Source organism: Propionivibrio sp. (genome assembly GCF_029255185.1).
Classification (GTDB): Bacteria; Pseudomonadota; Gammaproteobacteria; order Burkholderiales; family Rhodocyclaceae; genus Propionivibrio.
The window spans coordinates 1-12,837 of record NZ_JAPUVO010000090.1 but is presented as its reverse complement, the minus strand read 5'-3'; the positions used below and the strand labels follow the sequence as shown (position 1 = coordinate 12,837).

At 54.2% G+C, this 12,837-nt stretch carries 10 protein-coding genes; 8 read left to right on the top strand and 2 right to left on the bottom strand.

Annotation, left to right across the window (positions count from 1 at the left end):
• The first annotated feature begins 6 nt into the window (after positions 1-6).
• From Q1J43_RS06675 to Q1J43_RS06660, 4 genes are read left to right on the top strand one after another with little or no spacing between them, the layout of a single operon-like run.
• A complete protein-coding gene (locus tag Q1J43_RS06675; RefSeq protein WP_301101645.1) occupies positions 7-2,670 on the top strand; it encodes a PAS domain S-box protein in 2,664 nt (887 codons plus the stop codon).
• Positions 2,652-3,182, top strand: coding sequence for a response regulator (locus Q1J43_RS06670; protein WP_301101644.1), 531 nt, complete (start codon positions 2,652-2,654; stop codon positions 3,180-3,182). Before Q1J43_RS06675 ends, Q1J43_RS06670 begins: the two co-directional genes overlap by 19 nt.
• Positions 3,154-4,011, top strand: coding sequence for a response regulator (locus tag Q1J43_RS06665; protein WP_301101643.1), 858 nt, complete (start codon positions 3,154-3,156; stop codon positions 4,009-4,011). The genes Q1J43_RS06670 and Q1J43_RS06665 overlap by 29 nt, the downstream gene beginning before the upstream one ends.
• Positions 4,012-4,782: a Crp/Fnr family transcriptional regulator gene (locus Q1J43_RS06660; protein ID WP_301101642.1), complete on the top strand. Its 771-nt coding sequence runs from the start codon at positions 4,012-4,014 to the stop codon at positions 4,780-4,782. It begins immediately after the preceding gene.
• A gap of 27 nt (positions 4,783-4,809) precedes the next feature.
• On the opposite strand, the gene Q1J43_RS06655 is transcribed toward Q1J43_RS06660, so the two are convergent.
• Positions 4,810-5,241 carry a carboxypeptidase-like regulatory domain-containing protein gene (locus tag Q1J43_RS06655; RefSeq protein WP_301101641.1) on the bottom strand — a complete coding sequence of 144 codons (432 nt, stop codon included), beginning with the start codon at positions 5,239-5,241 and terminating at the stop codon, positions 4,810-4,812.
• Positions 5,242-5,412: 171 nt separating this feature from the next.
• The gene (locus tag Q1J43_RS06650; protein WP_301101640.1) at positions 5,413-5,847 is read right to left on the bottom strand and encodes a thioesterase family protein; all 435 of its coding nucleotides are present in this window, start codon (positions 5,845-5,847) and stop codon (positions 5,413-5,415) included.
• 246 nt (positions 5,848-6,093) lie between these two features.
• On the opposite strand from Q1J43_RS06650, the gene Q1J43_RS06645 reads away from it, so the two are divergent.
• The 4 genes from Q1J43_RS06645 (at position 6,094) to Q1J43_RS06630 (ending at position 12,683) form a co-directional block, all read left to right on the top strand.
• Positions 6,094-9,309, top strand: coding sequence for a hypothetical protein (locus Q1J43_RS06645; RefSeq protein ID WP_301101639.1), 3,216 nt, complete (start codon positions 6,094-6,096; stop codon positions 9,307-9,309).
• Between the two features lie 5 nt (positions 9,310-9,314).
• The gene (locus Q1J43_RS06640) at positions 9,315-11,021 is read left to right on the top strand and encodes a hypothetical protein (RefSeq protein ID WP_301101638.1); all 1,707 of its coding nucleotides are present in this window, start codon (positions 9,315-9,317) and stop codon (positions 11,019-11,021) included.
• A complete protein-coding gene (locus Q1J43_RS06635; protein WP_301101637.1) occupies positions 11,018-12,406 on the top strand; it encodes a hypothetical protein in 1,389 nt (462 codons plus the stop codon). Before Q1J43_RS06640 ends, Q1J43_RS06635 begins: the two co-directional genes overlap by 4 nt.
• Before the next feature lie 115 nt (positions 12,407-12,521).
• Positions 12,522-12,683 carry a hypothetical protein gene (locus tag Q1J43_RS06630; RefSeq protein ID WP_301101636.1) on the top strand — a complete coding sequence of 54 codons (162 nt, stop codon included), beginning with the start codon at positions 12,522-12,524 and terminating at the stop codon, positions 12,681-12,683.
• Positions 12,684-12,837: the final 154 nt, after the last annotated feature.

Below are 12,837 nucleotides of genomic sequence, written 5' to 3'. Positions count from 1 at the left end.
TTCGCTTTGAAAGCGGCAAACAAAATTATTGTCTGGCTGGTCGTGACTAGCCTGCTGCTGGTGCTCGGCATGATAATTTCTCTATCGACCTTCCGGCAAATTGAGGAGGCGGCTGGCGTCCGCCGGCACACCTACAGCGTCATCAACAACGCGCTTGGTTTTCTGTCGGCATTAAAAGATGCCGAGACCGGTCAGCGCGGCTATTTGTTGACCGGTGACGAGACCTATCTGGAGCCCTATCTGAGGGAGCGCGACAGAATCACCGGCCATCTGAATGAATTGGATAAACAAACCCTGCTGGGCGCGGCCAAGCTGCATCTGAGCGCCATTGCACCGATGATCGCTGCCAAATTGGCTGAAATGGCGCAGGCCATCGACTTGCGCCGCCACGGCGACCTGCCTGGCGCACTGGCGCTGGTCAGCAGTGGTCAGGGCAAGCGCCTGATGGATTCGATTCGGGTCGAAATGCATGCATTCATCGAACTGGAAGAAAGCCTGCTGGCGCAACGCGAAATCGAGTTCCAGTCCGACATGCGCCGCATGTTTAGCCTGATCGTTGTCGCCAGTCTGCTGGCGCTATTCTTTGCCCTGGCCTTCGCCTGGTTGATACACCGTCAGGCACGACAGCGCTTGAAGGATCTGGTTCACCTCGAAACAAAGCATCTGCTCACGATCCAGGAAGCGATGAACAGCCAGTTGCAGCAGGCCTACGTCACCCTGATCGAAAGCCAGGAAAATCTCGACGTGACGCTTAACTCGATCGGCGACGCGGTGTTGGCGACCGACAGCGAAGCGCGGGTAACGCGGCTCAATCCCGTTGCCGAACAGCTCACCGGCTGGACGCAGGACGAAGCCATCGGTCGCCCGGTCAGTGATGTTTTCCACATCGTTAACAAGGTCTCGCGCCAGGACTCGACGATCCCGGTCCTCGATGTACTGGCCCATGGCACTCTACAGGGATTGGCCAACCACACCGTGCTGATTGCACGCGATGGCCGTGAGTACGACATCGCCGACAGTTGCGCACCAATTCGCGACCGCAACAAGCAGGTGGTCGGCGCTGTCCTAGTCTTTCGCAATGTTACCGAGGAGTATGCGCTGCAACAGTCGCTCAATGACAGCGCCACGCTGGTGCATACACTGCTCAATACCATCGCCGACGGCGTCATCACTTTCCTGGCCCGTGGCGGCGCCATCGAAACAGTCAACCCGGCGGCCGAACAGATGTTCGGCTACAGTGCCGAAGAGCTTGCCGGACGCAAGTTTAGCCTGCTCGTTCCCGAGCTTGATCAGGGCCAGAATAATGGCAGCCTCGAGTATTACAGCGCCAGCGACACGGCACGCGCCGTTGGGCTCGGGCGCGAGGTGGTCGGCCGGCGCAAGGATGGCAGCATTTTTCCGCTTGAAATTGTAGTCAGCCAAATGGTCCTCGGCGACCAGCGATTTTTTACTGGAATTTTGCGTGACATCAGTGCCCGCAAGCAGGCTGAAGCTGCTTTGCTCAAGGCCGGCGCGCTGCAAAACGCGATTTTCAAAAGCGCCAATTTCTCGTGCATCGCGACCGACGCCAAGGGCGTTATCCAAATCTTCAACGTTGGTGCCGAATGCATGCTCGGCTACACGGCGGCCGAGGTGATGAACAAGATCACACCGGCTGAGATTTCTGACCCGCAGGAAGTGATCGTTCGTGCGCAGACCCTCAGCGTTGAGTTGGAAAGGCCCATTGCACCGGGCTTTGAAGCCTTGATCTTCAAAGCCTCGCGTGGCATCGAAGATATCTACGAGCTGACCTATATCCGCAAGGACGGCAGCCGCTTACCGGCGCTAGTGTCGGTCACCGCGTTGCGTGACGAGAAAAACGACATCATTGGCTACCTGCTGATCGGCACCGACAATACGGCACGCCTGCGTATCGAAAGCGAGCGGGCCTTGCTCGAACACGCGCTGCTCGACAAAAACACCGAGCTTGAACGCGCCACCTTTGTCGCGGAAAAGGCCAACCGCGCGAAAACTGATTTTCTTTCGAATATGAGCCACGAATTGCGCACGCCGCTCAACGCAATTCTTGGTTTCGCCCAACTCGTCGAATCCGGCTCGTCGCCATTAAACCCCTCGCAAAAGCGCAGCATCGACCAGATTCTCAAGGCAGGTTGGTACCTGCTTGAACTGATCAACGAAATTCTCGATCTGGCGCTGATCGAGTCGGGAAAGGTGACGCTATCGCGGGAGTCGGTCTCGCTGGTCGAAGTAATGCTCGAGTGCCGGGCAATGATCGAGCCACAGGCTTACAAACGCGGTATCGGCATGAGCTTTCCGCGCTTTGAAACGCCCTGTTTTGTCAGTGCGGATCGGATGCGTGTCAAGCAGGTGCTGATCAATCTCCTTTACAACGCCATCAAGTACAACAAACCCGAGGGTCTGGTCTTTGTTGAATGCACCCAGGGTACGAGCAATTCGCTGCGCATCAGTGTTCGCGATACCGGCGCCGGACTGACTGCGGAACAGCTTGGTCAGCTTTTCCAGCCCTTCAATCGTCTCGGCAAGGAAAGCAGCGCCGAAGAAGGTACGGGCATCGGCCTGATGGTCAGCAAACGTCTGGTTGAACTGATGGGGGGCGCATCGGGGCGGATAGCGTGGTCGGGGTGGGCAGTGTGTTCTGGTTCGAATTGACCCTGGCCAGTGCGCCCTTGCATGCCGCGCACGAGGCCAGGCTAACTGACCTGGTTTACACGCAGGTAGCGGAAGGCACGTCGCTGCGCACCCTGCTCTACGTGGAAGATAACCCCGCCAACCTTGAACTGGTCGAGCAGATCATTGAACGGCGCAGCGACCTGCGCCTGCTCAGTGCCCCAGACGGCAATCTCGGCATCGAGTATGCTCGGGTTTATCAGCCCGAGGTCATCCTGATGGACATCAACCTGCCCGGAATCAGCGGCATCGACGGCATGAAAATACTTCGTGGCGACCCGTCAACGGCGCATATTCCAATCATAGCCCTGAGTGCCAATGCGGTACCGCGTGACATAGAGAAGGCCATGGAGGCCGGTTTCTTCAGCTATCTCACCAAACCGATCAAGGTCAATGAATTCGTGGTCGTGCTCGATGCTGCGCTGGAATCAGCCGCATCAGCCAATGCAATCAAAAAAGGAAAGCATGATGATCAGCCCCTCCGAGATTTTTAAGGCCAGTATCCTGATTGTTGACGATCAGGAATCCAATATCAGTCTGCTTGAGCAATTGCTCGGTGAGGCCGGTTACACCAGCGTGAGCTCGACGATGAATCCGCAGGAGGTCTGCGCGCTGCACCGGAAAAACCACTACGACTTGATCCTACTCGATCTGCAGATGCCAATCATGGACGGATTCCAGGTCATCGAATGCCTCAAGACCAACGAGGCCGATGATTACCTGCCGGTGCTCGTGCTCACCGCTCAGCCCGGCCACAAGCTGCGCGCCCTGCAAGCCGGCGCCAGAGACTTCATCAGCAAACCCTTCGACCTGATCGAAGTCAAGACGCGTATCCACAATATGCTTGAAGTACGCCTGCTTTACAATAAACTCGAAAATTACAGCAAGGAGCTGGAGCAGACGGTGCAGGAACGCACCGCTGAACTGCGCGAGAGCGAAGCCCGCTATCGCAGCCTGACTGAACTGGCCTCGGATTGGTACTGGGAGCAGGATGAAAACATGAGTTTCACCAAGGTTTCAGGACCGGTCCTCGAAATGCTCGGAATCCGGGTCGACACCTTGACCGGAGGTAGCGACCCGATTCAGGTGGCCGGCTGGAACGAGGTGGAACGGGCCCAGTTGCAAGAACGGATTGCCGCCCGCCAGCCCTTCCTGGATTTTGTTTTCAGCCGCGTCAATGCCAATGGTTCGCGGCAAAGCTTCAAGGTTAGCGGCGAGCCGATGTTCGACCGCAATTGCCGCTTCCTCGGTTACCGCGGAATCGGCGTTGAGTTGCACACGGAGGCGCGCACAGAAGCGCACACAGAAGCGACCGAGAAGTAAATGAGTGCCCTGTCGCCAAAAATAGCGCTGTCATTGCCCCACAGCCCCAGTCAGAACCATCTCCTTGCCGCATTGCCGGCGAGCGAGTTTGAACTCATCTCGCCGCATCTTGAATTGGTCCCGCTACCGCTCGGACATATGCTCTATGAACCCGGCGGTCAGTTGCAGCACGGCTATTTTCCAACCACTGCCATCGTCTCGCTGCACTATGTCATGGAATCCGGCGCATCGGCTGAAACGGCGGGGGTCGGCAATGAAGGGCTGGTCGGCATTTCACTGTTCATGGGCGGCGACACAACGCCCAGCTCGGCAGTCGTGCAAACCGCTGGCCACGCTTACCGACTGGAGCGGCACAAACTACTGCAGGAATTCAATCGTGGCGGGCTGTTGCAACGTCTTCTGCTGCGTTATACCCAAGCGCTGTTGACCCAGATGGCGCAGACGGCGGTATGCAATCGTCACCATTCGCTTGAGCAGCAGCTCTGCCGCTGGTTGCTGCTGACCCTTGACCGCCTACCGAGCAACGAGCTGGTCATGACCCAGGAACTGGTCGCCAGCATGCTTGGCGTGCGCCGCGAAGGGATCACCGAAGCTGCCGGAAATTTGCAACGCGCTGGCTTGATCAGCTATCGCCGCGGCCACATCGCTGTGACCGATCGCACCGGACTGGAAGCCCACGCCTGCGAGTGCTACGCCGTGGTCAGCAAGGAGCTAAAGCGCTTGCTGTCCGATGTGCAGTACCGCCAGGACTCAAGTCAGCTATGCAAATAGCATCCATGATGTTTCGCTTCCGGCAGGTCAGTTAGCTGCCCAGCGAAAATCAACGGTCATGAGTTTTGCCGCGCCAACGTTAACCGATCGTCTCTCCGCTTTGTCTGCCAGGCTGGCGACGATCTGATATTTTCCCACGGGCAGACGGGCCAGGAACCATGGCCCTTCGGACACGGCATCGAGAACGGCCTGGCCTTTGTCATCGGTAATGATGACCTTGACGCCGCTGACGAATTCGCCGGAATTCAGAGCGAATACAAGCTTGAGATTGAACTCGTCGGCCTGTGCCGTGAGGCGCTCAATCGACTCCGTACCGACCCCTCCAGACACATAGGCCACCTGGCCGGCAGTCTGCATAACAGGCTCGGCACGAGCGAAGGAGGCGAGCGCTGCTGTGCCTAATACCACTGCGGCGCTATAGACCAGCCATTTGTTTTTTATTCCGGTAATCGGTTTCATGTGCGGCTACTCCAATGTCAATGTATGGCCAAAGCGTCACAGTGTGTTCAGGCCATCGGGGTTTTGATTATCCACAAGCCTGGAACGATTTCTGTGCGTTATCGAACAGAGCATGGGTGATATGAGGCCCGATTGTGGGTCGCTTTTCCGGCATCTTGACCAATGCAACAGTCATCGGGGCCGCAAAACACAACACGCGCGAAACTTTTCCGGCACTAACGTGACCTTGCGCGCAGTATAGTCGAAGAAAACAATCCCGGTTTTGCCACGCGCCACCTCGCGCCCGGACGACTTCTCGTTCATGCACCAGAGCAGATCGCAACCATAGTTGTTGAACTCGACAGCAGCCATGCGCACTGCCATCACCTCGCCATGGAAAGCCTCTGATTGGTACTGAACAGCCGCATCCGCGACAATGATGCCAACCCCTTCGACATTCATTTCGGTGTACCCGAGGAACTGGAAAAACCTTGCGCGCGCCTCTGAAACCACGGTGAGCAGGAGCGCGTTGTCGAGGTGCCCGCCGTAGTTCATATGGCTAAGGTAGAGGGCGACTTCAGTGGTGAAGGGGAAATGTTCAGGGATTTCAATTTTGATACGGGCCATGACGCAATTCGCAATTATTTAGGAGTTTCAAAGCATATCAGCGAGTGACCGTGCCGAGCGCATTATCGATCGCAGCATCGCGACTACGATGGCTACATTGTTGACGTTAAGCAACGCGTCCTCTTCTTGGGAGAAAGCGGACATTACTACTTTGCGTGAGCATGACTTGTTCAGAACTTCCCCAATGCGTATTTGTTTTGTTAGCATTTGCCCCTGCGTGTTTAACCTCAACCAGGGTCAACTCTTATGCCACCCCTTTCCACTGCTCCCACTCGTTTAACTGGCTGCGCCGATACCATACCGGAGCTTGGCGTCACACGACAATTTGATTTTGGGCAGTTCATCGAGTTGTATCAGGCGGCGCCGACCACTCCGGCGCCGGGGCAATTGCCGACACCAGTACGCATTGTTCTCGATACCGCCGGCACTCTGGGTCAAGAAGCCAAAAGCAGCGGTGGTGTGCAGCAAGCGCGCTCTCCACTCAAGGCGCAAAAAACAAGCAGCGACGCCGAGGCGCCACAACAAGAGCAGCAAGCTTCTTTGGCACGGTTACTGGAAAGCGGTAGCGCTGCGCAGGTTCGTGTGCTTGAAGCGCAACTGGGAAATTTGAATACGCTCGAAGAAAATTATGAAATCAGCATTTCTGGCAAGGTATACCGGCTCGACATTATTGACGAGGTGCTGCCAGCGCTGCGCGCTGGCCTAGTCGTCGATGCCTTGGCGAGTGAAGTGAATAACACGAATGCCAGTCCGATCATGCTGCGTTTAACGCCGAGTTTTACTGACGTTAGCTTGAGTGATAAACAGTTGTTAGCAGTGCTGGCTGGACAAGACATCAAAGTTGGCGAGCGTTCTTACAAACCGCTACTTGACGCAGCAGCAGTACGCGTTTTGCGTGAAGGCGGCACCGTATTGACCAGCGCGGCGCTAAAAAATGGCAAAGCACTGCCAGTGCGTTTGGCGCCAGCCAATCAAGGCAAGCCGCTCGCGGGCAATTTCGAGATTCATGACCTGGATGGATTTCTTGCTGCCCCGGTTATTCCTAATCGACAAGGCAAGGGTTTGCCGCTTAATCTCAACCCTAACCACGTCGAAAGCTTGATCAATAAAGGCAGCGCCAACGTACTGCTTGGCAGCGATAAGGTCAGCCTCACGGTAGTGCGTCCTGGCGAAGCCAAAAGCGACGCATTAGACCCACGTTTGGTACAGGGTCTCAAAGGCTTAATCACCATTAAACCGCCAGGCATGGACTGGACAACTTATCTCAACAAATTAAAACAAAAAGATGGCTTTTTTGTCACTCCGTGGAAAGAGGGAAAGCGACCGCAATGGTTCATCGCGGATAGCAATAACAACACCTCAACGACGAACACCCCTTCGGGCAATAACTCGGGCAATAACGCAACAACACCTGGTTTTAACGACCTTGTCGAGCCGCGTTTGCCAACTAAAACAGGTTTGCCCGTCGCCGTGTTTGTTCCGTGGCGCCAGGAGTGGACTTTGAACGGCTTTAGTCGTGGCAACCTATTGCAGAGTTTGGCGCTTGCGCCGCAAGAAGAGTTGACCTTGCAAGTCTTTAGCTGGGAGCGTCGTTCGCGCACCCTGGAACAATCGTCTGAAACTGACACTGAACAAAGTACCGAATTTAGCCAAAGCACGCGCGATACAGAAGACGTATTTCGGGAGATGGTTTCGAAGCGCGATTTCGCCTGGCAGGTGTCCGGTTCGATTGATGCATCGTACGGTTTAGGGACGGCAACGATTAATGTTCAAGCCCGTGGGGGAGTTTCGGATACACAATCGATTCAACAAACCGTCAAAAATTCCTCGCAGTCGGTTAAAGAATCAACGCTGAAAGCTTCGTCGCGGGTGCGTACCAAACGAGTAACACGCATCACGCAAACCGTAGAACAGGGCCGTGAAGAACGCACCACGCGTATTATTCGCAACCCGAACCAATGTCACACCTTGACCATGGATTTTTTTGAAACACTGGCGCACTACACGATTACGCTGAGTTTTCAGCCAGATCGTTTACGCCTGGTTGTTTTGATTCCGAACCCGATACAAATTGGCGACTTTACTTCTGAGGTCGTGCGGCGTAATGAAAGCAGTCTGCGCGAAGCTTTGCTAGAGCCGGCTCTGGCTGCGGGCTTTGATGCGTGTCGCATGGTCGCCGCGTATCAAGAAGCAAAGCGTTTGCTGGCCGAGCAGGAAGCCGAAGTTGTAAAACTCGATGAGTTGGCAACTCAACGCGCCGACCCCCCGCCTGGTGGCAGCAATATGCCGAGCCCCGCAGAACAACAGGCCGCTGAACTGGGGCGCATCACCGAGCAGATGATCAAAGCGCTAAAGACAATTCGCAGTAACGCCAACATTGATGTGGCGATGAGCGCTATTGCCAGCAAAGACCCGAACAAAGTCAGCGTAACTGAAGCTGCGCGTCGTAATGGACAGTATTGGCTATTCATCAATCTGTGCGCTGCCAAGTTTCCAGCGCTACTAACAGCACTGGAAGAAGTGGCCAGCGGTTCCGGTGGTGCCACTTACGCTGATAAGGCACAACGTTTATTGAGCGTATTACCCAAGCCCGACGCGCCTACGAATTTGGGTAATTTGACGCAGCTCTCTGACCAGGAAAAAGAACAAAGTGGGCTGGCGGCAAAGATACAAGCGCAGCCAGGCTACATTTTTTGGGACTGGGGTTTTTGGACTAGCAATCTAAAAAATGAAAGCTTGTACACGCCGAACGATGCTGGTCTTGCCGGCCTGGCCGACCAACTCGCGCGTGCCTACCAAGAATGGCAGGCCAAGCAAACGCAAGGCGAAGCCATGAAGAGCGCTGATGTCGCCAAGACCGAAGCCGAAGGGCGTCAAGGCAAGGCCAGTACCGATGATAAATTAGCTATGGCGTTTCCGCTCGATGAACTGGCGCATGCGTGGGAACGACAAAAGATCTTGCTAGCGCATTTTAACGACCATAAAGATCACTACAACTACGCGTTATTTCAATCTTTACCGGTGACTGAGCAGGCCTCGCGCATCGTCGCCGTGTCCGACGGAAAACTCAACGTGGGTATGTTTGAGCCGCGTGTTGTCGCCATGAGCGGGCGCTCGTTAGCCGTGCCTTTGACGCCTTTGGCAACGAGCGATTTATCAACCTTTGTCGCCGGTTTGCGCACTACCTTGACCACTGCCTTTAATAGCGCAGCTTTGACGCCGGACACAGTGGTACTGCCGACACCGGGAGTATCGGTCGCAACACGTTTAGGCGCTTGTACTGGTTGCGAGGAGTACATTGAAACTGCGCGCGGCCATGAGCTCGTCCGGCTCGACGCTTTAGCGCGCCAAGAAAAAGCTGAAGCACAACGCCGCGAAGCCTTACTCGACAAAAAAATTCTTGACCCGTTTGTCGCGCCATCCTCTGGGCTGGACGTAAATCTGAATCAAATACCCGGGTAATCACCTTGGCTGATGATCCTTCAGCCACTAACCCGCACTTTCGTATTACCGGGTATGTGTGGGATTACCTTGCTGAGAATGCCGCACCAAAAGCCGCAGCAGTGAACACGGCACAGTTGCCGGCGGTGCCAAAGCTTGATGCGCGCACATTTCAATGGCCGGCGCCGCAATATGTTGCGGTACGCATTGAAGATGTTGACATTGAATTTCCTGCGGTTCCTGAAAATCCACAATCGAACGACTTTGAACGCACAGGCGTATTCCAACAGATGCAACGTCTCGCCGGGCTAGCGTTTGCTACCGGCGGCACGCAGCGTATCCTTTCTTTTGAATTACAACTGGCGTTAATCTGCGCTGCCTTTTCAGCGCCTGAAATGCGCCGTCAATACTTGCCGCCAGGCTGGAATGTGAGAAGCAATCCGTTCGATCTATTGTCCAGTTTGTCGGTGCCCAATTCACTGTTTCGTATGCCTTCTTTTGCCCGAAAGAATTTGTCCGATGCATTACTTAACAATGAGTCACTGCGTTATTTCCGGCGACAGGTTTTTCCACCGCAGGCCGATTACAGCGCGCCCAGCCTAGACACAGCCGCCTTAAAGCTAGCGCAACGCACCCTACGCGCTTGGCAAAATGCTGTCCGGCAAGAAGCGCGTGCGCGCTGTAAAAAAATTGCCGCTATCGAAATTGCTACACGTGAAGCCGGTTTAGAGCGCATGCGCGCTTCGATGGATCAAGCTGCGTTGTGGCTAACGGTCTATAGCACGCTCGATCAAAGCAGTACGCAAAGCGCTATCGCCATGCTGGCAAATAAAAAAATGCCACCTATCATCATCAATACGGCGAAACCCTTGGTTCAGGATTTACAAAACCGCATGGCGGCGATGCGCCCGGCGGCGCTTGAAGTAAAGAAGGCCTACGAACAATTGAAGAGCTTGTTTTCTGTCATGGGTGCTTATGGCGCGCCAGACCTGCAAAAAGAAATGCAACGGATTCTAGGTCCATCAATGGCACGTTATTCCGCTGAAATTGGCGTTCATGCTTTGCATCACCCCATTTTGTTTCGCACCCCGCCAGACGTTTTGCTCGAAGCGCTTGATCATGGTTTAGCACATTTTTCAAAGCCACTCGGACTCCTCTTGCATCGGCTCTACCAATCCGCGCAGCACATGCTCTATCTACTGGAAAGAATCTCGCCTCAAGCAAACCAGATTTCGTTTAACGATGCGGGTGGGTTAACCGATGTTGATGTCGAAGCTCGTCTTGCTGGAGCACTCATCGACAACGACCTGCTCTGGCGTCATCCATCTTTGATTCATGCGGGGCTAGTCAGGCTGCAAGAAGACCAAGCTGATGAAAATTTAAAATTAGCTTCCGATGTGCTTGAAGCATTGGCACCACTCAGACAACAAAAGGCACGCAATCAAATGGGCTTGGCGATTGTTGAAACTGTAGGATTGGTCGCTGCCGACATCTTGTTAACCGCCATTGCCCCACCGCTTGGCGCAGCATTTGGCGTTGCTGTGTCCGGTAAAGGCGTATATGACGCGATTGAAGACTACGATCAAAGCGTCGCACCATATTTCTGCACCCTCGACCCAGGCCTGGCGCTTTCCGAGCAATCGCCCGACACTTCGGCGATTGCGCTTTCTGTGGCGTTTGCTGCGCTGGATATAGCACCTGTATTGCGTGGTGTTAAGAAAGTGATGCAATGAATACCAAACTTGTTCAAGCATCGACGCATGTCCTGCTCGGTCCAGCCGAAGAAGCTGCCGAATACCTCACCAAGGCGGCGGGTCGAATTGAGCGCAATACCGTCAAAGAACTTGCTCCGGGTTTGCCGGAAATCATTCAAGCTATTTTTAAACGATTTAAATGGCCAACTAAAATCCAGCTTGAGTTTGTGCAAGCGTGCCAACAACTCAATGCGTTAGAAGCGGCTTATTTGGAGTTCTTAAAACTCCCCAGTGCTGAAAAACGTGCGGCGATGAAAATTTTTCAAGCCGATCAAATAGCGTTTCATAAAAGCGTTAGCACCTTAAAAAAATCAGCAGAGCAATTGGCTAAAGAGGATAAAAAAGTCTTGCTCGAAGCGATTAAATCGATGGAAGAACATGTCACGCTAAGAAGCGCGCCTGTTGAAGCGACCGGTCGCGGCCTAGTCGGCGCTGGACACTTGGTGCCGGAAAGGGTGGCCAACAATGCCGCAAAAAAAATTGCTAAGCCCGTAGCGCAGCATGTGCCTGATGTCCTGAAGCGAATTGAAAAAGCATTGATGGATAGTAAAGAAAGTTTGCGTTACCCCAATTTACTTAAGTGGGTCAATGTCGTCGGATCGCTTGAAAACGCCTCATTGCGAAAAGCCCTAGAGAAGATTTTGCGACGACTCGACGGCACTGGAAAACCTTTACTCAAGATGAGTCCGGCTGCAATACGACGTGAATTAGGAAAAAAATATAAGGGGCTGCAAAGTGCTCTTCAAGGCCCTATAGGGGAAGGCGTAGCGCTCACGCAAAACGTCACCCGAGTTTTGCGTGAGCGTGCCTTGGGCCGTGCTCTGTCGCATGAACTTGGACTGGTTGATGCCGGCTGGGTCAAAGCCTCAGTCGATGACGCTGTGCGCGTGACCAAACTGAACGGCAATGTATCAGGCGAGTGGTTTGATGGCTCGGATTGGTTGTACCGATTCGACGCACCACCCAAAGGTGTTGGTAAGGAAATGGATGAAATCGCCGCAACTATGCAAAGCGAAATGAGCACCGAAATCGATGGTGTTGCTTTCACGACTTTTGGGCTGGAAAGCAAGGCTGGTTCTGCGGCAGAAGTCATCGAACAATTCAACAAAGCCGGCGCGCGCGCAGTGTTTGGTGTTGTCGAACTTCCAATTCCCGGCTTAAACCGTCCAGGGCGTTTCTTAATCGTGCCTCCGCCAGGCTTTCAGACAGAAATTTTGTTGCTTGCCCCACATGTTCCCGCCATAAAAAATTTGCCTGCCGACATCGCTCTATCTACCGGGCTTATGCCTCTAACGCAAAAAGAATTTCAAACCATAAGCAAAGAGTTGATTGAACTAGTCTCTATGGCGCGCTCTGGGAGATAAGGCGTTATTACGAAAGCCGCCGTGCAGGACGCGGCCGTTCATGATTGCGGCCATGCCGAACTCGCCCACGTCGTAGTGTATGTAGCTGCAGCTCTTCCACACGGATCAGCTGGCGATGGAGCACGCTTCGGCCGAGGAACTGCTGGCCGTCTGGATCGTCATCTATTGGATGTTGCTGTCGGGCTTGATTTCCAAACGTTCGGTGATGAGTTCGACGGGCATCGTGGTGTGGTGCGGCAGAATTTCATCAAGCTGGGTCGGCATGTTTCTCATGTGATTGACGATAGCCCAAACTAGCCGAATCGATAAAGACTTTCTTCGAAATCGGACAGGCGGAAGGCTGGAAGCACACCCCGCACACCTTCGACGAGTCGGTTGAGAAAGATCATGGCCGGCTGGAAATCAGGCGCTGCTGGGCGTTCTCCCAGCTT